This window comes from Prevotella sp. P5-92 (genome assembly GCF_002251245.1).
GTDB lineage: Bacteria > Bacteroidota > Bacteroidia > Bacteroidales > Bacteroidaceae > Prevotella.
The window spans coordinates 15,029-39,986 of record NZ_NPJG01000053.1; the positions used below are offsets into that span (position 1 = coordinate 15,029).

At 46.1% G+C, this 24,958-nt stretch carries 23 protein-coding genes and 1 other RNA gene; 15 read left to right on the forward strand and 9 right to left on the reverse strand.

From position 1 onward, the window contains the following. Positions 1-115: 115 nt before the first annotated feature. Complete coding sequence (locus CIK99_RS05855) at positions 116-1,555, reverse strand: tagaturonate reductase (RefSeq protein WP_094380624.1); 1,440 nt, start codon at positions 1,553-1,555, stop codon at positions 116-118. A 105-nt stretch (positions 1,556-1,660) separates the two neighbouring features. Next, positions 1,661-3,118, reverse strand: a complete 1,458-nt coding sequence (locus CIK99_RS05860) for an oligosaccharide flippase family protein (protein ID WP_094380625.1) — start codon at positions 3,116-3,118, stop codon at positions 1,661-1,663. A 135-nt stretch (positions 3,119-3,253) separates the two neighbouring features. Between CIK99_RS05860 and CIK99_RS05865 the strand changes: the two genes are divergently transcribed. From CIK99_RS05865 to CIK99_RS05875, 3 genes are all read left to right on the forward strand, one after another. Further along, positions 3,254-4,240 carry a glycosyltransferase family 2 protein gene (locus CIK99_RS05865; RefSeq protein ID WP_094380626.1) on the forward strand — a complete coding sequence of 329 codons (987 nt, stop codon included), beginning with the start codon at positions 3,254-3,256 and terminating at the stop codon, positions 4,238-4,240. Positions 4,241-4,302: 62 nt separating this feature from the next. Further along, the gene (locus tag CIK99_RS05870) at positions 4,303-5,424 is read left to right on the forward strand and encodes a glycosyltransferase (RefSeq protein WP_094380660.1); all 1,122 of its coding nucleotides are present in this window, start codon (positions 4,303-4,305) and stop codon (positions 5,422-5,424) included. 14 nt (positions 5,425-5,438) lie between these two features. Beyond that, a complete protein-coding gene (locus tag CIK99_RS05875; RefSeq protein WP_094380627.1) occupies positions 5,439-7,883 on the forward strand; it encodes a prolyl oligopeptidase family serine peptidase in 2,445 nt (814 codons plus the stop codon). 246 nt (positions 7,884-8,129) lie between these two features. Here the strand turns inward: CIK99_RS05875 and CIK99_RS05880 are convergent, their stop codons facing one another. Both CIK99_RS05880 and CIK99_RS05885 read right to left on the reverse strand, forming a co-directional pair. Next, entirely contained in the window at positions 8,130-8,663 is a 534-nt protein-coding gene (locus tag CIK99_RS05880) for a 30S ribosomal protein S16 (protein ID WP_094380628.1), read from the reverse strand. A gap of 142 nt (positions 8,664-8,805) precedes the next feature. Continuing rightward, positions 8,806-9,438, reverse strand: a complete 633-nt coding sequence (locus tag CIK99_RS05885; protein WP_094380629.1) for a lipocalin-like domain-containing protein — start codon at positions 9,436-9,438, stop codon at positions 8,806-8,808. Between the two features lie 166 nt (positions 9,439-9,604). Between CIK99_RS05885 and CIK99_RS05890 the strand changes: the two genes are divergently transcribed. The 12 genes from CIK99_RS05890 (at position 9,605) to CIK99_RS05945 (ending at position 20,360) form a co-directional block, all read left to right on the forward strand. Further along, positions 9,605-11,008, forward strand: a complete 1,404-nt coding sequence (locus tag CIK99_RS05890; RefSeq protein WP_094380630.1) for an SLC13 family permease — start codon at positions 9,605-9,607, stop codon at positions 11,006-11,008. A gap of 51 nt (positions 11,009-11,059) precedes the next feature. Beyond that, the gene (gene pfkA, locus CIK99_RS05895; protein WP_094380631.1) at positions 11,060-12,037 is read left to right on the forward strand and encodes a 6-phosphofructokinase; all 978 of its coding nucleotides are present in this window, start codon (positions 11,060-11,062) and stop codon (positions 12,035-12,037) included. Positions 12,038-12,232: 195 nt separating this feature from the next. After that, complete coding sequence (atpD, locus tag CIK99_RS05900) at positions 12,233-13,759, forward strand: F0F1 ATP synthase subunit beta (RefSeq protein ID WP_094380632.1); 1,527 nt, start codon at positions 12,233-12,235, stop codon at positions 13,757-13,759. Between the two features lie 20 nt (positions 13,760-13,779). Further along, on the forward strand, positions 13,780-14,022 hold the full coding sequence (gene atpC, locus CIK99_RS05905) for an ATP synthase F1 subunit epsilon (RefSeq protein WP_094380633.1): 243 nt from the start codon (positions 13,780-13,782) through the stop codon (positions 14,020-14,022). A 20-nt stretch (positions 14,023-14,042) separates the two neighbouring features. Next, complete coding sequence (locus tag CIK99_RS05910; protein ID WP_094380634.1) at positions 14,043-14,468, forward strand: hypothetical protein; 426 nt, start codon at positions 14,043-14,045, stop codon at positions 14,466-14,468. A 74-nt stretch (positions 14,469-14,542) separates the two neighbouring features. Further along, on the forward strand, positions 14,543-15,559 hold the full coding sequence (gene atpB, locus CIK99_RS05915; RefSeq protein WP_371590982.1) for a F0F1 ATP synthase subunit A: 1,017 nt from the start codon (positions 14,543-14,545) through the stop codon (positions 15,557-15,559). 48 nt (positions 15,560-15,607) lie between these two features. After that, positions 15,608-15,850, forward strand: a complete 243-nt coding sequence (gene atpE / locus CIK99_RS05920; protein ID WP_094380635.1) for an ATP synthase F0 subunit C — start codon at positions 15,608-15,610, stop codon at positions 15,848-15,850. 59 nt (positions 15,851-15,909) lie between these two features. Then, positions 15,910-16,416 (forward strand): F0F1 ATP synthase subunit B, encoded by a 507-nt coding sequence (atpF, locus tag CIK99_RS05925; RefSeq protein WP_094380636.1) that lies wholly within the window; start codon positions 15,910-15,912, stop codon positions 16,414-16,416. A gap of 12 nt (positions 16,417-16,428) precedes the next feature. After that, the gene (locus CIK99_RS05930) at positions 16,429-16,965 is read left to right on the forward strand and encodes a F0F1 ATP synthase subunit delta (RefSeq protein WP_094380637.1); all 537 of its coding nucleotides are present in this window, start codon (positions 16,429-16,431) and stop codon (positions 16,963-16,965) included. A 15-nt stretch (positions 16,966-16,980) separates the two neighbouring features. Next, entirely contained in the window at positions 16,981-18,567 is a 1,587-nt protein-coding gene (gene atpA / locus CIK99_RS05935; RefSeq protein WP_094380638.1) for a F0F1 ATP synthase subunit alpha, read from the forward strand. Between the two features lie 6 nt (positions 18,568-18,573). After that, positions 18,574-19,545, forward strand: a complete 972-nt coding sequence (locus CIK99_RS05940) for a F0F1 ATP synthase subunit gamma (protein ID WP_094380639.1) — start codon at positions 18,574-18,576, stop codon at positions 19,543-19,545. Positions 19,546-20,078: 533 nt separating this feature from the next. After that, positions 20,079-20,360 (forward strand): hypothetical protein, encoded by a 282-nt coding sequence (locus CIK99_RS05945; RefSeq protein ID WP_144007912.1) that lies wholly within the window; start codon positions 20,079-20,081, stop codon positions 20,358-20,360. 246 nt (positions 20,361-20,606) lie between these two features. Here the strand turns inward: CIK99_RS05945 and CIK99_RS05950 are convergent, their stop codons facing one another. The 5 genes from CIK99_RS05950 to rnpB all read right to left on the reverse strand — a co-directional run bounded on the left by CIK99_RS05950 (position 20,607) and on the right by rnpB (position 24,921). Further along, the gene (locus CIK99_RS05950; protein ID WP_094380641.1) at positions 20,607-20,900 is read right to left on the reverse strand and encodes a hypothetical protein; all 294 of its coding nucleotides are present in this window, start codon (positions 20,898-20,900) and stop codon (positions 20,607-20,609) included. Between the two features lie 67 nt (positions 20,901-20,967). Beyond that, positions 20,968-21,270 carry a winged helix-turn-helix domain-containing protein gene (locus CIK99_RS05955; protein ID WP_094380642.1) on the reverse strand — a complete coding sequence of 101 codons (303 nt, stop codon included), beginning with the start codon at positions 21,268-21,270 and terminating at the stop codon, positions 20,968-20,970. A 165-nt stretch (positions 21,271-21,435) separates the two neighbouring features. Further along, positions 21,436-23,196, reverse strand: a complete 1,761-nt coding sequence (gene aspS, locus CIK99_RS05960; RefSeq protein WP_094380643.1) for an aspartate--tRNA ligase — start codon at positions 23,194-23,196, stop codon at positions 21,436-21,438. A 20-nt stretch (positions 23,197-23,216) separates the two neighbouring features. Beyond that, complete coding sequence (locus CIK99_RS05965; protein WP_158215913.1) at positions 23,217-24,473, reverse strand: YihY/virulence factor BrkB family protein; 1,257 nt, start codon at positions 24,471-24,473, stop codon at positions 23,217-23,219. Between the two features lie 63 nt (positions 24,474-24,536). After that, positions 24,537-24,921, reverse strand: an RNA gene (gene rnpB, locus CIK99_RS05970) — RNase P RNA component class A. Positions 24,922-24,958: the final 37 nt, after the last annotated feature.

Sequence of the window (24,958 nt, forward strand, 5' to 3'; positions counted from 1 at the left end):
ATAAAAAGAATTGCCGCAGGCAAGTCCTTCAGAGGACAACCTGCGGCTTTTCATTGCTTAGTGGGTTATATAAAATCAAGATTGTGTATTTTGGTAGTTTGTTTTTGAGAATCGATTAGAGGATAGTCTTTACTGCCTCAAGCATACCTTTAGCCTGGATGAGGTCGAGATACTGCTTAACCATAGTGTTAAGACCTTCCACTTTGTTGAGGTCTTCTGCCCAGATGCTTGTGGCGCCAAGCACACCGTCGGCAACCTTCTGTGTGTCGCCAGTTGCCCAAAGCTCCTTCAGCAGGTCCATGATTTCTTGTGCGTCGTTTGGAACGATTTCCACGCCGTCCTCACGCTTGCCACCCTTATAGTAGGTGATGATTGCGGCAAGACCGAATACCAAACCCTTTGGCAGTTCGCCCTTGCGCTCGAGGTAGGTCTTGACACCTGGAAGATCGCGTGCGCAGAACTTCGGGAACGAGTTGAGCATGATGCTCGTCACCTGATGGTCAACATACGGATTGTCAAAGCGCTCAAGAACGTCGCTTGCAAACTTTTCCAACTCCTCGATAGGAAGGTCGAGTGTCTGCATGAGCTCGTCAAACTGAACCTTGTGGATGTATTTCGAGATAACCTCATGGTTGCATGCGTCGCGCACAATGTTTACTCCACTGAGGAAAGCCACAGGCGAGAGAACAGTGTGAGGACCGTTGAGCAATGTCACCTTGCGCTTGTGATATGGCTCCTCTGAAGGAACGAAAAGCACATGAAGACCTGCCTTATCGGCGGGGAACTCCTTGGCTACTTCTTTCGGAGCTTCGATAACCCAAAGGTGGAATGTCTCTGCCTGAACGACGAGATTGTCCCGGTATGATATCTTCTCCTGTATCTGAGCAATCTCCTTGCGTGGGAAGCCTGGAACAATACGGTCAACGAGTGTGGCATAAACACCGCAACTGTTGTCAAACCACTCCTTGAACTCTGAAGGCAATTGCCACAACTCGATATACTTGTTGATGCAGTCTTTCAGCACGTGCCCGTTCAGGAAGATGAGCTCGCACGGGAAGATGATAAGACCCTTTGTAGGATCGCCATTGAAGGTCTGCCAACGACGGTAGAGCAACTGGACAAGCTTGCCTGGATAAGACGAAGCTGGAGCGTCTTCGAGCTTACATGACGGGTCGAAGGCAATACCTGCCTCGGTGGTGTTGGAAATGACGAAACGAATCTCGGGCTGGTCGGCCAGTGCCATGAAAGCGGCATTCTGGCTATATGGGTTGAGGGCTCGGCTGATACAGTCGATGCGCTCAAGCGTATTTACAGGCTTGCCATTCTCGCGTCCCTGAAGGTTGACGTGATAGAGGCAGTCCTGAGCGTTGAGCCAATCAACCATTCCCTTTTCTATTGGCTGAACTACAACGACAGAACCATTGAAATCGGTCTTTTGGTTCATGTTCCAGATGATCCAATCTACGAATGCACGAAGGAAGTTTCCCTCGCCGAACTGAATAACCTTTTCAGGCATGACGCTCTTTGGAGCAAATACTTTGTTTAGTGGTTTCATATCCAAATATTTTATTTATATTGTTATTTTCAGTTTTGACGCTGCAAAAGTACATATATTTTTGCAATCAAGGTAATTTTTTGAAGGAAAAATACACGTAAAGGTTTACGCTTTCTTGCGAGTGCTGTTCTTGAGCCTGCGGAACGACAGAATGGTGATAATCGACACAAGGGCTGTACCCGAAATCCAATAGGTAACGGATTGCGTGCCGAACGTTAAGATATAACAAATGGCGCATAACGGTGTGTGGATCATGATCGACAGTAGGGTTTGGCGCGAAAACCTGAAACCAAACTTCACACGGGAGTAAACATATACTATGACTAACTCTGCTAAATGGGCAATGGTGATGGCTATGCCTGTGCCGATAAGACCGAGATGCTTGAAGCCGAAGATGACAAGAAAGATAAACACGAGATAATACGTTCCCTCGATGATGAGGTATGCCAACGAACAACCCTTAGCAAGGTTGATGTAGCATAACGGCATCGACAATGCCTTTGCTAATAAGGTGAACACGCTGACCTGAGCCATCGGGACAACGGGGGAAAAAGTGTAGGAGAATAACAGGGGAATGACAATGGGAAGGAAGACGATCAATGCGGCTACCATCGGGGAGAGCATCGTCAGGGCCACCTCAATCTGACAATTGACAATCTTTGTCATCTGCTTGCGGCTGCCTGCTGCCGACAGACGAGGATAGTAGTCGTTCTCCATGGCTGAGAATACCATGCCTCCGTATGTCACCGTTAGCATATAGGCTGAGTTGTAAAGACCTACCATGTCAAGGTTGCCAGCGACATTCAGGTAAGAACGAACGATCATCTCGGCGCCACTGCCGATGATGCCGGCAAGGGTGAACGAGACGCCAAGACGGATCATGTCCATGCCCTCGCCAAGCATGCCGAAAGCTCCGCTCAGAGAAAGTGGAACAATACGAAGGGAATGGCGAAGGGTGAACACCATCGTGATGAAAGCGGTCAGGGTGATGACCGGCACTATCGCTGATTCGCCAAAGAAATAATATAATGGCGTGGTGGTGAGAAGAACGAGAATAGCCGTAGATACCTGCACAGTGGCAAGTGCCCGAAGACAGCGAGTCCCCTTGAGAATGGCAGTCTCGCAACCCGTTATCGCCATCATGGCTATGGCAGGGGCAAGAAGCGCATAATGAAGAGTGTGGTCGCCCCAGGAAAACGAGAGCTTGTTAAAAAGCGGACTCAGAACGATGCTCAGGAGAAAACCAGCCAGAGTGATGAGAAGTGTCCATCCTCTCACTACCTTGGCATAATGACGCAACGAGCTACTGTCGCCAGTGTCATACAGCTCTGATATGCGGCGTACAGCACTAAATGAGATGCCTAAACTCGTGGCCTGGGAAATGAAGGTGGAGATGGTGTTGAACAGAGAAACCAAACCCATGCCGCCGGGACCTAATAGCAATGCAATAACCTTGTTGCGTACAAGGCCGATGAGAATGTTCAAACCCTGCACGCTGCCAAAAATGCTTGTGTACTTTAGTACGTGGCGATAGTTGTCTGATGACGAGAAATCGTTTGCCATACGATAAAAAAAACGCTAATTTCCTTTTATTATTGTATAATATGTGAAGAAAAATGAAAAATAAGATGGGGAAATGGTTTTTTCTTTGTACTTTTGCAAAAATAAATGATTTCTCTTATTAATACGACATAATTCATGAACATTGATAGCAATAGAAGACAGAGACCGCTCATCTCGTTTGTGGTGACTTATCACAACGAGGATGTTGCCATGCTGATAGAATGTGTGGAAAGCATAATCAATCTCTCGCTGAGTAAAGATGAGAGGCAGGTGGTCGTGATAGACGACGGATCTGACGTCTGCCCGATGAATAGTCTTATGGCTTATGCCGACGATGTGATTTATGTGAGGAAACCTAATGCCGGACCCGGTGCAGCACGTAATACCGGAATCATGATGGCAACGGGTGAATATCTGCAGTTTGTGGATGCTGACGACAAACTCGTGAAGTTCTACTACGAACAGTGTATCGACGTGGTGAGATATGCTGATCCCGATATGGTGATGTTCGGTCACACTACAAAAGATGACGGGGAAATGCAGGTCACGCTGCCGCCGGAAAAGGCGTTTACAGGTGCCGAGTTCATGAGAAACAATAACCTCAGGGGAATGGCGTGCGGATATGTATTCAAGAAAGACATCCTGCATAACTTGAGATACCCAGAGGATATCTACCACGAGGACGAGGAGTTTACACCGCAGCTCGTTCTGAGATGCGAACGGCTATACGTCACCGACTCGCCAGCTTATTTCTATCGACAACATCAGGGAACTACCATGAGCAACCGCGACAAAAGGTGGAAGGTGAAAAGACTCGACGATATGGAGACGGTCATTATGAGACTCTATAGAAAAACCGACACTCTGCCACATGTGGAGCGCCAAGCGCTACAGCGGCGGATAGCGCAACTCACCATGGACTATCTCTATAATATCATAATTCTGACTCACTCAAGGCGTTTCCTCGATGAGAGAATTGAACGGCTCGAAAAAGAGGGACTATTCCCGATGCCTGAAAAGGCTTATACAAAAAAATATGCCTTGTTTGGCAAACTGATAAAAACAAAATGGGGACGCAACGTGATGCTCATGGGATTGCCCTTGATGAAAAGATGGAATTAAAGGTATGGCCAGCTATTGGCACTGATAATTGCGGAATGACTGGCTATTTGAACAATTACAAAATGAAAATACTGCTACTTGGGGAATACAGCAACGTGCATGCCACTCTTGCACGAGGTTTGAGAGTACTGGGACATGAGGTGACTGTGGCCTCGAACGGCGACTTCTGGAAAAACTACCCGCGTGACATCGACCTCGACAGAAAGGTGGGGAAATGGGGCGGAGTAGGGCTGATGGCTAAGATTTGCACCGTCATGCCTCGTCTTGTTGGATACGACGTGGTGCAACTGATAAACCCAATGTTCGTGGAACTGAAGGCGCAACGGAACATGGCACTCTACCGACTGCTGAGGCTTATGAACAAAAACATAGTTATGGGTGCATACGGCATGGACTATTATTGGGTGAACGGATGCTGCGAGAGGAAATTCTTGAGATACAGCGATTTTAATATCGGTGATGTCTTGAGAAATGACAACGATGCCTTGAGGGAAAAACGAGACTGGATAGGTACCGAGAAGGAACGGCTCAACAGATATATAGCAGAGGATGCAGATGCGATAGTGGCGGGACTATACGAATACTATGCTTGCTACAAACCGCTCTTCACAAGGAAAACATGCTTTATTCCTTATCCTATAGAGATGCCGCATGACAAGGGTATTAAGCAGATTGAAAATGGCATCCTCAATATCTTTGTCGGAATAAACAAGCAGAGAAGCCAGTATAAGGGGACTGACATCATGCTTGAGGCTGCCAAAGAGGTGGTTAACAGATTTCCCGACAGGACAAGGCTCGTGGTAGCAGAATCAGTGCCTTTTGACGAATACAAGAAAATGATAGACTCTGCCGATGTCCTACTCGACCAGCTCTATAGTTACACTCCTTCGATGAACACTCTTCTCGCCATGTCGAAAGGAATAGTATGCGTAGGCGGTGGTGAACGTGAGAACTATGAGATTATTAACGAACAGCACTTGCGCCCTATCGTCAATGTGGAACCTACATACCAAAGCGTGGTACATGAACTCCAGCAACTCGTGACAGACCACCAACGGGTGATGAGGCTGAAACACGAAAGCATGGAATATGTAGAAAAACATCACGAATACGTGAAGGTGGCGAAGGAATATGAGTCTGTATATAAAATATTAAAACACAATAATAAAGCAAATTTCAATTAACAAGCATAACGCACATGAACATCTTTGGAAAGCTTTCCCTGGCGATGCTGCCATTGGTAATGGCTGCCGCTACTTCAACTGCCGACACCCGAGTGAAATGGGTGAGATACGCAGGACCGTTTACAATGCAACAACCTGTGGTCCTCGACAGTATCGACAACAAACAAGTGAAATTCACAACAGACAACCTTGTCAATAGTACTGTGGCGATGTCCATCACCGACAATAAACCCATAGTCGATGTAAACTCGCTCGCTCTCGACACGGCGAAATTTCACGTATTGGGATTTGATGTCGATGCAACCAAGTATCTGAAAGGGATAAAACTCGATGTAAAAGGAACAAAGAAATATAAGGTGTATGCTGATGGCTATGAGAAAACAGGCTCCTTTGACTTGCAGCCGGGATTCCATACGATAAGATTGAAGTTCGTAGCTGACAGTATGGGAATCGACATCTCTATTCCCAATGACAACATAAAGATATTGGAAGACGGCAAACACCGATTCACCATGAGGGATGTGCTTGCCACAAGGGTGGTGGCAGGAGCTTCACTGTCAAAGTCTGGACGATGGGCGCTGATTAGCTATCGATGGATTGACGCTATAAACAAAACCCAAGCCGTGACACAACTCGTAGATTTAAAGACTGGACAGAAAAGGGAAATATCAGAACAGGCAACATGGATGCCAAACTCAGACCGTTATTACTACACAGAGGAAGAAGGCGGCAAACTACAACTGAAGACTGTAGAGCCTTCTACAGGAAAAGTGACGACGATAGTAGGAGAAATGCCCGACGATTATTTCTATATCTCTCCAACAGAGGATTTCGCTATACTTATGAAGTCGCAAAATGGACCAGCCAAGGAACAAGGTGTCTATGAAATAGTACATCCTGACGACAGACAACCAGGATGGCGCAACCGCTACTCGCTTGCACGCTTCGACTTCGCTACTGGGCAGATCGTTCCTCTTACATACACATACAAGCCTGTATATGTAAGCGATATCACTTCCGACGGACGACATATGCTCTTCTCTGTAGCTTCCGACTCGCTCGAACAAAGGCCTACCACACGCCAAACTTATTACGATCTCAACTTGCAGACCATGGACTGTAGAATGTTGGTGGAAAAAGATGGATTCATAGGCAATGCCATGTATATGGGCAATGAGGGCAAGGTGCTGTTCAAGGCAAGCCCAGAGTCGTTTGGTGGTATAGGAAACAGAGTGCCAAAGGGCAAGACTCCGAGCATGTACGACTATTATCTCTATCTCATGGATACGGCAACCAAGAAGATTATCCCGATCACAGCCGACCTTCGCATGAGCATAGAGAGTATCGACTATTCTTATGCCGACAAGTGCGCATATTTCACCGCGCAAAATGGCGACAGCGTCAGCCTCTATCGTCTTGACGCGAAAACGCTCCAGCCAGTGATGATTAAACAACCAATGGAGGTGCTCAGCGGACTTAGCATAGCACGCGAAGGAGGAAACATCCTCGTCTATGGATGTTCAAACTGTGTGCCATACGAGGCATGGAACATAGTGACGCCTGCAAAGACACCAAAATGTGCTCTTGTCTTGGCTCCTAATAAGGAGATGTTTGAAAACATAAAACTGGGAACTGTGAAACCATGGAGTTTCATGACTTCCAGAGGATATGCAGTCACTGGTTTCTATAATCTTCCAGCTGACTTTGACCCAGCGAAAAAATATCCAGTAATAGTGAATTATTATGGAGGATGTTCACCAACGTCAAGACGCTTCGGTAATGGAACACATTATCCTGCACACTACTGGAATGCTCTCGGTTATATCGTATTCTCGGTCAATCCGTCAGGAGCTTCTGGCTTTGGACAAGAATGGGCTTCGAGACACGTGAATACAATGGGAGAGGGCGTGGCACAGGATATAATTGACGCTACCCGACAGTTTGTGAAGGACGTTCCTCAATGTGACGAAGAACACATAGGTTGCGTGTCTGCGTCTTATGGAGGATTTATGACTCAGTATATGATGACCAAAGACAATCCATTTGCTTGCGGAGTATCCCATGCAGGTATCAGCGACCATACCAGCTACTGGGGAGAAGGCTATTGGGGATATTCGTATAGCGAGACTTCTGCAGCCAACAGCTATCCATGGACACGCAAAGACCTGTTCGTAGATCGCTCTCCTCTGTTTAACGCTGACAAAATAAAGAAACCTATCCTCTTCACTCATGGAACAGCCGACACTAATGTGCCTGTAGGAGAGTCTATTCAGATGTACACTGCATTGCGCCTTCTTGGTGTGCCTACAGCATTTATTGAGGTGGAAGGAGAAAATCATGGAATCATGGATCCTGCAAAACGCACAGTCTGGATTAATTCCATTCTCGCATGGTTCCAGAAATATCTTAAAGGAGACGACTCTTGGTGGAATGCAATATATTCGCCGAAGAAATTATAACACGAAAAAATGGTTGATGAGTTATGTTTTTTTTCATGATTCGTCAACCTTCTACAAAATATGGTTCTGGGATTCACTTGAATCCTGTCTTCGGATGGTCAGTATCAAAAGCTTACTTGATATTCTGTTTCCGGATAGTTAGTAACAATAACTTCCTTGATTATTCTGTTTCTGGATAGTTAAGACAAAAAATAGGAAGGGGATCTAATTCCCTTCCTATTTCTATTTTTTGCATAAAGTAGATGATTATGCTTCAGCAGGTGCCTCTTCTGTCGCTTCTGCGTTAGATGCTGCCTCGGCTTCTGCCTGAGCAGCTGCGGCTGCAGCCTTCTTCTCAGCTACCTTCTTCGCAATCTCTGCATTAATCTTCTTCTCTGCCTCGAGCTCCTTTGCATAAGCCTCTTTCTTTGCCTTTGCCTCGTTCTCGCGGATAGCATCAGCTCCCTTGGTCTTGTCGGCTTTCCAAGCGTCGAACTTCTTCTGAGCTGCTGCCTCGTCGAAAGCTCCCTTCTTCACACCTCCACGGAGATGCTTCATCAGGTAAACACCTTCATGGCTGAGGATGCTGCGTACAGTGTCTGTAGGCTGAGCTCCACACTCAATCCAATAAAGGGCTCTGTCGAAATTCAAATCTACTGTGGCTGGATTGGTGTTAGGATTGTAAGTACCAATTTTTTCAGTAAATCTACCATCACGTGGTGCACGTGCGTCGGCGATAACGATGCTGTAGAACGCATAACCCTTACGGCCGCCGCGCTGTAATCTGATTTTTGTTGCCATTTTTTTGTTTTAATTTTTTATTTGTAAGTTTGAATTAATGCTGCCATCCCGTGGCAGCGAGTGCAAAGGTACAAAAAAATATCTTTATCGAAATGGAATATTTTGTGTTTTGCATACTGCTTATGTTTTTTTAACGCATTTTTCAATTCTTTTTAACTAATGTCACACCACATTGCATGCCGTTGACATTCTTCATTAACGAAGTTACTGTAGATATTGTTGAGTTTGTTGATGTGCTGCCAATCTGTTTCAGGAAGGAGAGGAGCTTGGTGGCATCGGTGACAAACATCAGTTGGTTGCCCTCTATCTGAGTGGTGAGGGTGGTGGTGCGGTAGTTGTGGATAAGGTTTAGCTTAGAGTCTTTAATGCTCCATTTCCCGCTATATTTCTTCTTGCCGAAGGTTTCGGTAAAAGTGCCGTCGCTTTTGAAGGTAAGTGTCATTGCGCCTTTCTTCAGCCCGACCTTTTCCAGTTGTGTCTGGAGTTTTTTTTCAAGCGACGATGCCGCTACCTTTGCCGCAGCGTTTGTGAGAACGTTTTCCGACTTAAGTACTATTGCAGGTTCTTCGTATGTCCATGTGCCGACAATATTCTTTTCGGATGCTTGTTTCTTGGAGGAGAATATTGAAGTGAGACCTGAGATGACGTTATCCGACGAACTGTTTCCGCCGAGCACGTTGTTGAGGATGCTTCCTAAGTCACTTTGGGCTGTCGCTGTCTGATAGGCAAATGCCACGAGGCATAATATCGCCGCTTTTACAATGTTTCTTTTCATAATTTTCAATGATTAATATCTTTTTCAAGCCGCAAAATTACATATTTCTGTTCATTCCTGCAACAATCTTGTGAAAAAAAGAATAATCTACGTGTTTTTTTTTTAAAAAGGAAACGTATTTCCTAAAAGATTGTTATCTTTGCAGTGATTTTTAATCGATTGAAGTATGACATTGGTGATAGTGCTGATATTTATAGTGGGATATATCCTGCTCGCGACAACGCATCTTACAAATGTGAACAAGGCTGCCATTGCCATGTTCATGGGCACGGTAGGATGGGTGTTGTACATTTGCTATGGTACTGACTTTGTGATGAGCCAGCACCCAAGAGAGTATTTCGACTTCTTGGCCGGGGAATTACCAAATAGCGATCGGGTGAAGTTTTTCATTTACGACAATATATTCCTTAAATATGTGGGCAAGGCAGCGGCCATAGTCATGTTCCTACTTGCCACGATGACAATAATAGAAATACTTAACAACAATGGTTGTTTTGATTTTATCACTGAATGGATAAGAACAAGAAATTCCAAGAGATTGCTTTGGACAATAACCATTGCCACATTCCTGATTTCTGCCAATCTCGATAATCTGACCACTACAACCATGATGCTTGTGGTCATGCATGGCATCGTGCAAAACAGGCGGCAACGCATGCTCGTCGGGGCGGCTATAGTGTTGGCTGCTAATGCAGGTGGATGTATGACCGTGATAGGCGACCCAGCAGGAGTGATCCTTTGGGGAGAAGGAGCTGTCACGGCAACGAATTTCTCTGCATATCTTGTCTTGCCGGCTATCGTTGCATGGGCATTGCCTACATATCTTATCGGAAGGTGTCTGCCTTCAAGAATTGAAGTGGAGTGGCCTGCAACGCCTTACCGAGGAGATGATACCAACCTCAACCGCTGGCAACGCTTGTCAATGCTTGTGGTGGGAATAGGCGGATTATGGTTCATCCCGACGTTCCACAATATCACAAAGTTGAGTCCTTTTCTCGGGGCTCTCTGTGTATTGTCTGTGCTTTGGGTTGTAAACGAGGTTTACAATAGAAAACTTATGAATACCGAACAGATGATACAACGTCGGTTTCCCCGATCGCTACAATATGGCAGCCTGCAGATGATACTCTTTGTTATGGGCATAATGCTCGCCATGGGTGTTGTAGGAGAGACGGGATTTTTCGGTACAATATCCGAATGGATAGACTATAATATTCATGATGTATGGGTTATTGGCATTATATCGGGTATGCTCAGTGGGGTGGTGGACACATTCACCGTAGTGATGACAAACATCTCGCTGTACTCAATCGTTGATGCAGGATCACTCCAGCATTGGGTTGACTCTGACTATATGGCTTGTTTCGTGCAGAATGGTATTTATTGGAAAATAATGGCTTTTACAACATCTATCGGCGGTTGCATGTTATGTTTCGGTTCCGCCAGTGGATTGGCACTCATGAAAATGGAGAGGATGCACGTGGTATGGTATTTGAAAAATTGCACACCGAAGATACTGCTCGGATGGATTGTAGGATTGATTGTCCTGTGGGCAGAATCATTAATATAATAAGGTTGAAAATAATATAAGGTAGAGAAAATACATTAAAACTTAAAAAATATGGCTAAGATTAAGACTATAGGAGTTCTTACCTCAGGCGGTGATGCTCCTGGAATGAACGCAGCAATACGTGCAGTGACACGTGCCGGCATCTGTAACGGATTTAACATAAAGGGTATTTATAGGGGATATGACGGACTTATCAACGGCGAGGTGAAACCGTTTACGACAGAGAACGTCAGCGGTATCATCATGCAGGGAGGCACAATACTGAAAACTGCCAGAAGCAAGGAATTCATGACTCCCGAGGGAAAACAGAAGGCTTACGACACCATGGTGAAGGAAGGCATAGACGCTCTCGTTGTCATTGGTGGTAATGGTTCTCTTACCGGTGCTCGTGACTTTGCAGCTGAGTTTGATGTTTGTTGTATCGGTCTGCCTGGCACTATCGATAACGACCTCTATGGCACAGACTCCACCATTGGCTACGATACCACACTAAATACTATTCTCGAGTGTGTGGACAGAATACGCGACACAGCACAGAGTCATGAACGAATATTTTTTATTGAGGTGATGGGTCGAGACGCCGGATTCCTTGCACAGAACAGTGCAATAGCAAGCGGTGCCGAGGCTGCTATCATCCCGGAAGACTCTACCGATGTTGACCAGTTGGCTCGGTTTATGGAACGAGGCATACGTAAGTCAAAGAAAAGTTGTATCGTGATAGTGTCGGAAAGTCCTAAATGTGGCGCTCTTTATTATGCCGACCGTGTGAAAAAGGAATTCCCCGATTACGATGTGAGGGTTTCCATATTAGGCCATCTGCAGCGTGGAGGACGTCCTACAGCCCACGACCGAATCCTTGCCAGCCGAACCGGTGTAGGCGCTATCGAGGCAATAATGCAGGGACAGAGAAACGTGATGGTAGGTGTAAGAAACAATGAGGTCGTATATGTTCCTTTTGCAGATGCTATCCGCACCGACAAGCCACTTGACATGAAACTCATCAAGGTGCTTGATGAGTTGAGCATATAATACGTTTTTTGCAAAAAAGACTGTAAAGAAGGTGAGTTTTTCTTTTTTTTGGATAGGTAAAGTCGAAAACTTTGCATTTTCCTTTGAAGATTCAAAAAAAACACCTAACTTTGCAGACACAATGATTACCTATAAGTAGAAAAACTTATAATAAAGAAAAAAGACAATTGAATTAAAAAATTAACAATAAAGCGTATGTCACAGATTAATGGACACATCTCACAGATCATCGGACCAGTCATCGACGTGTTCTTCGATACTAAAGGTCAAGATGCTGAGAAAGTGTTGCCTAAAATTCATGATGCTCTCAAAATTGACCGTCCAGACGGCCGCGAGCTCGTTGTCGAAGTACAGCAGCATATAGGTGAAGACACCGTACGTTGTGTGGCAATGGACAACACTGACGGACTGCAACGTGGACTCGTAGTAAAGCAGACAGGCTCACCTATCGTTATGCCTGCTGGAGAGCAAATCAAAGGCCGAATGATGAATGTCATTGGACAGCCTATTGACGGTATGGAACCTCTTAGCATGGATGGCGCATATCCAATCCACCGTGAGGCTCCAAAGTTTGAAGACCTTTCCACACACAAGGAGATGCTTGCCACGGGTATCAAGGTCATCGACCTGCTCGAGCCGTATATGAAGGGTGGTAAGATCGGACTCTTCGGTGGTGCCGGTGTAGGAAAAACGGTGCTTATCATGGAGCTCATCAACAATATAGCCAAAGGACATAACGGATATTCTGTCTTTGCCGGAGTAGGTGAGCGTACCCGTGAGGGAAACGACCTCATTCGAGATATGCTCGAGTCCGGCGTTATCCGCTATGGAGAGAAATTCAAGAAAGCCATGGAAGAGGGGAAATGGGACCTCTCGCTCGTTGATCCCGAGGAGTTGAAAAAGTCACAGGCAACACTGGTCTATGGACAGATGAACGAACCGCCAGGCGCACGTGCTTCTGTCGCATTGTCAGGACTCACCGTTGCCGAGGAGTTCCGCGACCACGGAGGCAAGGACGGAGAGGCTGCCGATATCATGTTCTTTATCGACAATATCTTCCGTTTTACGCAGGCAGGATCCGAGGTTTCCGCCTTGCTTGGCCGTATGCCTTCTGCCGTGGGTTACCAACCGACATTGGCTTCGGAAATGGGAACTATGCAGGAACGCATCACCTCGACTAAGAAAGGATCTATCACGTCTGTTCAGGCAGTATATGTACCAGCCGACGACTTGACAGACCCAGCTCCGGCTACTACCTTCACTCACCTTGATGCCACTACCGAACTTAGTCGTAAGATAACAGAGTTGGGTATCTATCCTGCAGTAGATCCGCTGGGTTCTACCAGCCGTATCCTCGATCCGCTTATCGTTGGAAAAGAGCATTATGATTGTGCCCAGCGCGTGAAACAGATACTCCAGCGTTACAAGGAGCTTCAGGATATTATTGCCATCCTCGGTATGGATGAGCTCTCTGACGAGGACAAGCTGACTGTAAACCGTGCTCGTCGTGTTCAGAGATTCCTCTCGCAGCCGTTCACAGTGGCAGAGCAGTTTACGGGCATTCCTGGAGTGATGGTGCCAATCGAGGACACCATAAAGGGATTCAATATGATTCTCGATGGTGAGGTTGACGACTTGCCAGAACAGGCATTCCTTAATGTAGGAACCATAGAGGACGCCATAGCCAAGGGCAAGAAACTGATGGAGGCCGCCAAGGCTTAATGTCTAAATAACAACGAATTATGAGTTTGAGATTAAGAATAGTATCGCCTGAGAGAATAGTGTTTGATGGTGAGATTGAGAGTGTGACAGCTCCTGGCGTGTCAGGAGAGTTCCAAGTTCTCAAGGATCACGCTCCGCTCATCTCTTGTCTTGACAAGGGAACGGTGGTGTATGTTGACGGTGAGGGACGCCATGAGATGGAAATATCAAGTGGCTTTGTTGAAGTCAACAAGAACAAAGTCAGTCTCTGTATAGAATTATAAATGGTGCTGAAGATACATTAATGGAGAAGCAAATTGTCAGACAGATAGGAAATACCTTTATCAAAAGAGGGGTCGGCTTTACTATGGCTGTGGCCATGGTTACGCTTGTCGTGGCTTTCACCACCTCCAATGAGTGGATAGTTATTCCAACTGTGATAGGTTCATTATATACTTTATCTATGGTAATAGTCGAGGGACTCCTGTGGATAATGATAGCAAGCCGTTCTGTCGATGGTCTTACCACTTTCTATTCTGCCGTATCTGGATTCCGTATGTTGCTCACTTTAGCGGTGATGTTCGGGTATTATCTAGCTTGTGGTAGGGAAGAGATGCTGGGCTTTTTCTGTGTCTTTGCTCCATTCTACGTAATACTATTGGTGCATCATTCGATATATTTCGGCATGAAGTCGAAAATCATCGATCAGCTCAATGACGAGAACAATTAATAATGTCAAACAACATTCATAACACATCGATTATGAAGAAACGAATAAGGACAATAATCATGGTGCTCGCCTTAATGGTGACTCCGTTCCAGGTTTTTGCCTCCGAAGAGGCGAAGGAAGGGGAGTCGCTCAATATCCCCGAGATAGTGCTCGAGCACCTGTCCGATTCCTACGAGTGGCACATTGCCTCTTATGAGGGAAAGCACCTTAGTGTTCCACTACCAGTCATCGTACGTAGTTCGGAGACCGGAGAGTGGTTCATAGGAACGGCCCATGGCATTGAAAGCAGCGACAGATTCTACTTTGATGCTCTACACCATGGGAAGATATATGAACATCTGTCTGACGGCTGCAATGTCCGTCCGCTTGACCTTAGTATAACAAAGGCAGTCGCACAGATATGGATAGTAGTTGCAGTGCTGCTCATAGTGTTCCTGTCATGTTCAAGATGGTACAAGAAACATGACGAGAAGAGCGAAGCTCCAAAGGGCTTTGTCGGTGCAGTTGAGATGCTCGTGATGTATATCCACGACGACCTTATACGTCCGTCAGTGGGTGAGAAGCATTATAAGCAGTATGCCCCATATCTTCTTACGGTATTCTTCTTTATTCTCACCACTAATCTTATAGGACTCATTCCTTTATTCCCTGGTGGTGCGAATGTAACGGGAAATATCAACGTCACCCTGTTTCTTGCAGTATGTACTATGCTTGCCATCAACCTTTTTGGCAACAAGGAATATTGGAAGGAAATTTTTTGGCCCGAAGTGCCTCTTTTCCTTAAGGCATATCCGGTGCCTGTGATGCCGGTCATCGAGTTCTTTGGTGTGTTTACAAAGCCTTTTGCTCTGATGATTCGTCTCTTTGCCAACATGATGGCAGGTCACGCCGTGATGCTCAGCTTCACATGTGTCATCTTCCTCGGTTGGTCGATGGGCGTCGGCTTCGGTATAGGACTCAATCTTTTCAGCGCATTGATGTTGCTGTTCATGAATTGTCTTGAGTTGCTCGTCGCTTTCGTCCAAGCTTATGTGTTCACGATGCTTAGCGCCGTCTTTATTGGCCTCGCACACAAGGAACACGAACATTGATTTATTATTAGACAAAGAAATTATTAACAATTAAAAACTTATAAAATTATGATTATTTCAACACTTTTGGCTGCTGAAGGTCTGGCACAGCTGGGCTGCGGTCTCGGAGCAGGTATTGCAACAATTGGTGCAGGTTTGGGTATTGGTAAGATTGGCGGTAGCGCTATGGATGCCATCGCACGTCAGCCAGAGGCAACAGGTAAGATTCAGACAAACATGATTCTAACTTCAGCCTTTGTAGAGGGTTGTGCCCTCTTTGCTATTGCAGCTTGCGCATTCCTTATTAAGTAATTCAGTTGACAAGTTGACGAGTTGACAAGTTGACGAGTTGACAAACAAAAATTCATCGAATGGAAAATTTGCCATCAATTTTGACCCCTGACCTGGGACTCCTGTTCTGGATGCTTATCGCCTTCTTGGTAGTCTTCGGTGTACTGGCAAAGTTTGGTTTCCCAGCCATTGTTAACATGGTTGACAGCCGCAAACAGTATATCGACGAAAGTCTGAAGAAGGCACACGAGGCTTCTGCCCGTTTGGAAAACATCCAGAAAGAAGGAGAGACCATGTTGCAAGAAGCACGACAGAAGCAAGCTCAGATATTAAAGGAAGCTGCAGATACGCGCGAAGCAATCGTGAGCAAGGCTCAGGAACAGGCACGCCACGAGGCTGCACGACTCATCGAGGAGGCAAAGGCAGATATCGCACAAGAGAAAGCCGCTGCCATCTCCGAGATTCGTGCGCAGGTGGCTGAACTCTCCGTCAAGGTGGCTGAGAAGATTCTCCGCAAGGAACTCGATTCTTCTGAGAACCAGATGGAGACCATTGACAGACTGTTGGATGAAGTATCTGTAAAATAACAATAAATTGACATGGACATCGGAGTAATATCTGTAAGATACGCTCGTGCGCTTCTCAAGGCTGCAACAGCCGCAAAAACCGAGGATAAGGTTTGTCAGGACATGACAATGCTTGCCAAGAGTTTTATCGACGTGCCGCAGCTGAGACAGGCCATAGACAATCCCATGCTTTCCAAAGATAAGAAGCGGGAATTGCTATCCACAGCCGCAGGAGGCGGCGTGGATAGCCTCACTGCTTCGTTCATAGCACTTGTGCTGAAGGAAGATAGGGAGAATGTGATACAGTTTATGGCCAACTCGTATGTCACTTTATATCGAAAGCAGAAGAACATCATCCGAGGCAAGCTCACGACAGCTGTTGCCGTCTCGCCTGCCACAGAGCAGAAGATGCGGCAAATGGTCGAACAAAAGACCAAGGGAACTGTAGAGTTTGAGACAGAGGTAAAGCCGGACATTATTGGCGGGTTTATTCTCGAATACGATACTTACCGGCTTGACGCAAGTGTACAAAGCCAGTTAAGGAACGTGCTCAACGTGTTAAGAAAATAATAAAGTATTTGTTTTATGTCAGACAAAATAAAACCAAGCGAGGTGTCGCAGATGCTGCTACAACAGCTTCAGGGCATCAATGGAGGACAACAGTTTGACGAGGTAGGAACGGTGCTCGAGGTGAGCGACGGCGTAGCTCGAATATATGGACTCCATAATGCTGAAGCTAATGAGTTGTTAGAGTTTGAAAACGGCACTATGGCTATCGTGATGAACCTTGAGGAGGACAACGTCGGTTGTGTGCTCCTCGGTTCAACTGAAGGCATCAAGGAGGGCATGGTCGTGAAGCGTACAAAGCGTATCGCTTCTATACGCGTTAACGACAATATGCTCGGTCGTGTCATCAATCCACTCGGTCAGGCTATAGACGGAAAGGGTGACATTGACTTGACTGGGGCTTTTGAGATGCCTCTTGACCGTAAGGCTCCTGGAGTTATCTATCGCCAACCGGTGAAAGAGCCGCTGCAGACGGGTCTTAAGGGTGTTGATTCAATGATTCCTATCGGACGTGGACAACGTGAGCTCATTATCGGCGACCGACAGACGGGCAAGACCGCCATTGCCGTTGATACCATCATCAACCAGAAGAGCTTCTATGAAGCTGGAAAACCAGTATATTGTATCTATGTAGCTATCGGACAGAAGGCTTCCACTGTTGCCGCACTTGTAGAAAATCTTAAGCAGCATGGAGCCATGCCATATACCATAGTGGTTTCGGCCACTGCAGCCGATCCTGCAGCTATGCAGTATTACGCCCCATTTGCTGGCGCAGCCATCGGAGAGTATTTCCGCGATCGTGGTGAGAGTGCCCTTGTAGTGTATGACGACCTCTCAAAGCAGGCTGTCGCCTATCGAGAGGTATCGCTCATCCTGCGCCGTCCTTCTGGACGTGAGGCTTATCCTGGCGACGTATTCTATCTTCATAGCCGTCTCCTCGAGCGTGCAGCCCGTATCAACGACCAGCAAGAGGTGGCCGAAAAGATGAACGACCTGCCAGAGTGCATGAAGGGACATGTCAAGGGCGGTGGCTCGCTTACAGCTCTTCCAATTATCGAGACACAGGCTGGCGACGTTTCTGCTTATATCCCGACAAATGTTATCTCAATCACCGACGGACAGATTTACCTTGAGAGCGACCTCTTCAACCAAGGTTTCCGTCCAGCTATCAACGTTGGTATTTCTGTATCACGTGTGGGTGGTTCCGCACAGATAAAGAGTATGAAGAAGGTGGCTGGTACACTGAAAATCGATATGGCACAGTATCGTGAACTTGAGGCATTCTCAAAGTTCTCGAGCGATATGGATCCAGTGACTGCCATGACCATCGACCGCGGACGAAAGAACAACCAGCTGCTTATTCAGCCTCAGTATAGTCCAATGCCAGTAGGTGAGCAGATTGCTATTATCTATTGCGGAACGCATGGACTTATGCATGACGTGCCAGTGGAGAGCGTTCGCCAATGTCAGGATTCGTTCCTCGACAAGTTGCGTACAGCACATCCAGAAGTGATAGAGACGTTAGCTTCAGGAAAGATCGACGACGCTGTGACAAGTGTCATAGAGAAAACCATGGCTGACATTGCCGGACAATATAAAAGCTGATAGCCTATGCCGTCGCTAAAAGAAATAAAGACGAGAATACAGTCGGTCAACAGCACCCGTAAGATTACGAGTGCCATGAAGATGGTGGCATCTTCTAAGCTTCACCATGCACAGGTGATGATAGAGAATATGTTGCCTTACGAGACGATGATTGAGAAAATCCTTAAGACTTTTCTCGCTTCGGAGGCCGATGCGTCAAGCGTTCTTACACAGGAAAGGCCTGTAAAGCGTGTGGCCTTAGTGGTCTATTCGTCAAATAGTAGCCTCTGTGGTGGCTTTAATGCCAATGTCATCAAGATGATGCAGCAGGTGGCGGCTGAATACGAATCTCTTGGAAAGGAGAACATCGTCATCTATCCTATTGGCAGAAAAGTGGCGGAGAAAGCAGCAAAGTTAGGGTTCATCATTGGAGGTGAATATAACGATCTTGCCGAGAAACCCAATGCAAAGCAATGTATCGACCTGGCACGCGAGTTGGGACAACAGTTTGTCCACAGAAAAATAGACCGTGTGGAGTTGATTTATCATCACTTTAAGAGTGCCGGTTCTCAGATTCTCACAAGAAAGACATTCCTTCCTATCGACCTTACCGACGAGTTGACGCGCGACCATGAGCGCGATTTGAAATCTACTGTCACCACAAAAGATGCGCAGGAATATCTTCGTAAGCGTGACGAGGAAAGAGGCGAGCACCGAGGCAGTCTTGATGCAAAGCCGCTGAACAGCAACTTTATCGTCGAACCCGACATGCCTACTGTATTGGGTGCGCTGATACCTAAGATGGCGCATCTGATGCTTTATACGGCACTTCTTGACAGTATAGCGAGCGAGCATGCAGCGCGCATGGTTGCTATGCAGACTGCCACTGACAATGCAGATGAATTGCTCAGAGGACTCAATCTTCAGTATAACAAGAGTCGTCAGCAGGCAATCACAAACGAATTGCTCGACATTGTCGGAGGCAGCGTGAATAATTAATAATGCATTATCTGTCTGATAGATATTGATATTCGAAAAGTAATATTATTCATTCTTATAAACTGGGTGAAAGCATAGGTGTTAGAACTGATGGCTTTCACTCAGTTTTTTTGTGAAAGAAACATAAAAAACGCATAAAAATCAAGAATATTTACATTTTTAGTGTTTTTTTAGATTATGTGGATAGAAACTGAAAGAAAAGCTTGCGTATTTAAAAAAAATGTATTACCTTTGCACTCGTTATCCTGAATACAATCTTTTTACCTTAGAAGGCTAATACCTATTGAGAAAATGCCTCGCGCTGAGAAGCGCGGGGCATTTAACATTGATAATTATTATTCATCTACTTCACCCATCGCAAATCAGTTTATACCCCAGTTCGGTTTTATCATCCCCATAGTTTTACATAAGTTGCCGGCATGGAATTGCGCATAGCTCTTACCCCAAAGCAGCAGATTTGCTCTAGGAATAGTATTGGGATGGAACGTATGAGTCCATTCGTATCTAATGTAAAACGTCAAAATACAAGATTTATGTTAAGACAAAGAGAAATCATCAGCTTGCTCAATCAGGGACAGTCACAGAATGCGATCTGTTCACTTGTCCATTGCAGCAAGCGAAGTGTCTCGGAGGTAAGCAAGGCTGCACGAGACACAGGCAAGAGCTATGGAGAACTGCTTGCGCTCTCCGACAGCGAGTTACTCACCATCCTTTCAACGCAAGAGGCTTCACAGGTGGAGGATCCCCGCAAGGCTGAGCTTGCAGTTTGTGCAAATCAGTTTGTGGAAACCATTAATAGTAAAACTACACTATAGTACTTTGTGAAAGATTATACCAGTACTTTACCCAAATTACACCAATACTTTGCCCAGAATTATATCAGTACTCACAGATTAGTACTGCAGTACTTTCACTGTAAGTATCAGACTACTCTTGCATGAGTTCTGTAGTACTTTCACAGGAGTACCAGATTCAACCTATTCTAAAATAAGACACTCAATCTATTCTTAAATTAGACACTCAACATACTCTAAAAAAGAGAATACGGAAAAACCAGTGAACTATTCTTCCTGATTCTCTTCTTGTGAATAATCAAGAAGCAGTTGTTCTGCCACTTTTGACTGTTTGTTCAGCCTATAGTAGCCACGTGTGTCCATACGTTCAATAAGCGACGATGGTGTTCGGGAATTTTTCAGCAAGTACTGCTGCACATATTTGTAAACGTCGTCGTATTTTGGTGAAAAAAAGAAAGTGCAACTGCGGTTATACACGTTTACCACAAGGTTGCGAAGTGATATGCCTCTATCTCCCATTTTCAGGAGAATATCGATGATGAATTTGTCGTAGGTAGTCATATGTACAAAAAAAGGCTGGTAACAACATTATGCGACCCGCCTTCTTTTATTCTTTGTAGAGTAAAAATTAAGCCAAAACGATTTTGTCTTCTACTGATACAATCTTACCTTCCTTAAAGAGCCATCCTGCACCGAGGAGTACTTCCTCAACACTGATGCTTGCTGCCTTTGCAATTTCGCTAGTTGTCATTGCTTTTCCTTCAGCTGCAAGTGCCTGATAGATGTCACCTGCCTTGAAGCCAGCGTTTTCTGCTGTCACAGCAACTGCTACAGTAGCTTTCTTTGTGGCGCAAGCCTTCTTTGTTGTAGTCTTCTTTGTTGCTGTAGCCTTAGCAGCAGTCTCTTTCTTTGTTACTTTCTTTTCTGCCATAATTCAAATAATAAAACTTAAAAATGTTTGAATCTCTCAATATTTAGCTGCAAAATTAGGTTAATTATTACAAATAACAAAATATTTCGGCAACTAAAATGGCATAAATCCATCATAGTTGCCGAAGGTTTGATTTTTTTTGATTTAGGTCAACGTGAGAAAGACTTAATCTTGACGTAAGTCAACCTTAAGTTGCAGTTCTTCAAGCTGTTTTGGGTCTAGCTCGCCTGGTGCATCGAGCATCACATCACGTCCGCTATTATTCTTCGGGAAGGCAATGCAGTCGCGTATGGAGTCAAGTCCAGCCATGATGCTTACGAACCTGTCGAGTCCGAAGGCGAGACCAGCGTGAGGTGGCGCTCCATATTTGAAGGCGTTGATCAGGAAGCCGAACTGTGCCATGGCGCGCTCTGGTGTGAAACCGAGGATATTGAACATCTTTTCCTGTAGCTTTCCGTCATGGATACGCAGGCTTCCTCCTCCCACCTCGATGCCGTTGCACACGAAGTCGTATGCCTTGGCGCGAACCTGTTCTGGATGCTCGTCGAGCAGTGGTATATCGTCAGGGTTAGGCATGGTGAACGGGTGGTGTGTAGCCATGAGTCGCTGCTCCTCGTCGCTCCATTCGAACAGAGGGAAATCGACAATCCAGAGACATTCAAACTTGTTCTTGTCGCGAAGTCCGAGACGATCGCCCATTTCAAGTCGCAAGGTGCAGAGTTGTGTGCGAGTTTTGTTGGTCTTTTCGCCGCTGAGTATGAGTACGAGGTCGCCATCCTTTGCGCCCATCTTCTCTTTTACCTTCAGGAGTTGTTCGGGAGTGTAGAACTTGTCGATGCTTGACTTAATAGTTCCGTCTTCGTTATACTTGATATATACCAATCCCTTTGCGCCCACCTGTGGACGTTTGACAAAGTCGGTGAGTTGGTCGAGTTGTTTTCTTGTGTAATTGGCGCATCCAGGCACACAGATACCTCCGATATATTCAGCCTGGTCGAATACGGCAAACGCACCGGTCTTCAACACATCCATAAGTTCCACAAACTCCATTCCGAATCTGAGGTCGGGCTTGTCGCTACCGAAGCGTCTCATAGCTTCGTGCCATGTCATCTGCTGGAGCTTTGCTGGCAGTTCCACACCGCGTACTTCCTTGAACAGAGTCCGTGCCATATCCTCGAAGAGGTTGATCACGTCTTCTTGGTCAACGAAGCTCATCTCGCAGTCGATCTGTGTGAATTCAGGCTGGCGGTCGGCTCTTAGGTCTTCGTCCCTGAAGCATTTTGCAATTTGGAAATAGCGGTCAAATCCGCTGACCATAAGCAGCTGCTTGAGTGTCTGTGGGCTCTGTGGCAGGGCGTAGAACTGTCCTGGATTCATACGTGAAGGCACCACGAAGTCGCGTGCTCCTTCAGGAGTGGATCCGATGAGGATAGGCGTTTCCACCTCGATAAAGTCTTTTGAATCGAGGAAGTTGCGTATGATGATAGTCATACGGTGTCGGAGTTCAAGATTTTTTCTCACGCAGCCACGTCGTAGGTCAAGATAGCGGTATTTCATACGAATGTCGTCACCGCCGTCGGTATTGTCCTCGATTGTGAAAGGAGGAGTGACACTTGTGCTGAGGATGTTGAGTTGCGAAACGATGATTTCGATTTCTCCTGTAGGAATGTTTTTATTCTTGCTCTCGCGCTCGCTTACGCTTCCGGTCACCTGTATGCAGTATTCACGTCCGAGTTTGTTGGCACGTTCACACAGTTCGGCATCGGTAGCCTCGTTGAACACGAGCTGCGTGATGCCGTAACGGTCGCGCAGGTCAACGAATGTCATTCCGCCCATTTTTCTTGTGCGTTGAACCCATCCGGCTAAGGTTACTGTATTGCCGGCATTAGAGAGTCGTAGCTCTCCACAAGTATTCGTTCTATACATATTGATATTTTTATGTTATTTTATATTGTTTTGTCTAAGATGTCTCTCAATTTCAAATCTTTGGCAGCCTGTATATAGTTGAAGCGAATGGAGATGGCTTTCTTCCATCCTTCGGTCTTTATCAGCTCCTGAGGAAGCGATATTTTCCATTGTCCCTTTGATTCGAGATGGTCTATCATGGTTGCCATTGTGAGTTTGTCGCTACTAATTGCGGGAAGATAGCGAGTCAGTTCCCCTTTCTCGTCTGTTGACACTTCGCACACGAGTTTCGCTTCCTGCATTTCGTAGAGCAAGTCGTTGACGATGCGTATTGGAATCTTGGTTATGTCGCGTAATTCAGGTGCTGAGAATGGTCTTTCGCCATTGTCGTGTTGTCTGCAGAGGTAAGCCAACATCAATGCACAGAGCATCAGTTTATAGCGGTGTGAGATGTCCTCGGTAGTCGCGTTGAGGTCGTAGTAATCCACATTCTGGCTTGTATAGCAAAGCTCGACGCCGAAGAGGCAAATGGTCCAGCTGATCTGTACCCACAACATAAACATTGGCAATGCGGCAAATGAGCCGTAGATGGCGTTGTAGCTTGAGACCCATATCTGTGAGTTGATGTAGGCGAACTGAAGTATCTGCATGGCTATTCCGGCGAGTATTCCCGGTGCTATGCAATGTGTGATTCTCACATGCGTGTTAGGCACGAAGACATAGAGTCCGATAAACATCAGCGACATGACGATGAACGGAATCATGTTTATCAGTATTTTCACTGTAGGAGTCAGTACAGCCATCTGCGGTAAAAGTCCGGCAATGGTGGCAAGGAAGAAGCTCAATCCCGACATCAGCACGACGGCTATTGGGCAAAGGAAGAGCATGGCCAGATAGTCGGTGACTGTGCGGAAGAGCGAGCGTTGACGTTTTATGTGCCAAATGCCGTTGAACACCCGTTCGATATTTATGACGAGCATCAGTACTGTGTAGAGCATCACCACGAGTCCTACGCCGAGAAATACTCCGCTGCGCGTGTGTATGAGATAGCTGTTGACGAATCCTATCAACGTGTCGGCCACTGCGGGTTGTGAACTGAATGCATCGCGAAACCACACTTCGATATACTTGCTGTAACCGAACCCCCTTGCCACGGCGAAAACCACGGCCATGATGGGAACGACAGCAAGCAGGGTGGAGTAGGTGAGAGCCGAAGCTTCGCTCATGACACCCTTTGCGGTGAAAAAGTTCACCGCAAGCATTAGCCTTCGCCACGTCTTAGTAGCAATACTTTTCATTGTGTCAAGATACATTCCGGTCACATTATTTCATTGTTATGAAAAACATAGTTTCTCTAAAAAGGAAACACTGCCGCTATAAGCCGGGTTCTGTCCAGCAATGCGTGCATTGTTGTGCCTGTCATTTATCTAATCCGTATGTCACCACACGGCTTAAGCATTCTACCCTCCATCGTAGCCACGGGGCATTCGGGCGGACGACCCTTTTAACGATGGTTTACATGAACTTGCAGCCTCCAGAAGGCACAGCCCGCCGATCGCCCGGCGGCTGGTGGTCTCTTACACCACCTTCTCACCCTTACTCCAAACGATATGGAGCGGTCGTTCTCTTCTGCCTGATCCTGCTGTCGCCAACAGCTTCTATTTTCGGAAGTGGAGTGTCCTGTGCTGCCCGGACTTTCCTCTCGTACACCAATATTTGTGTACCAGCGACAAGCCGCAGCAGTGTTTCCGAGTGCAAAGGTACTGCAAAAGAGTGGAAAAAC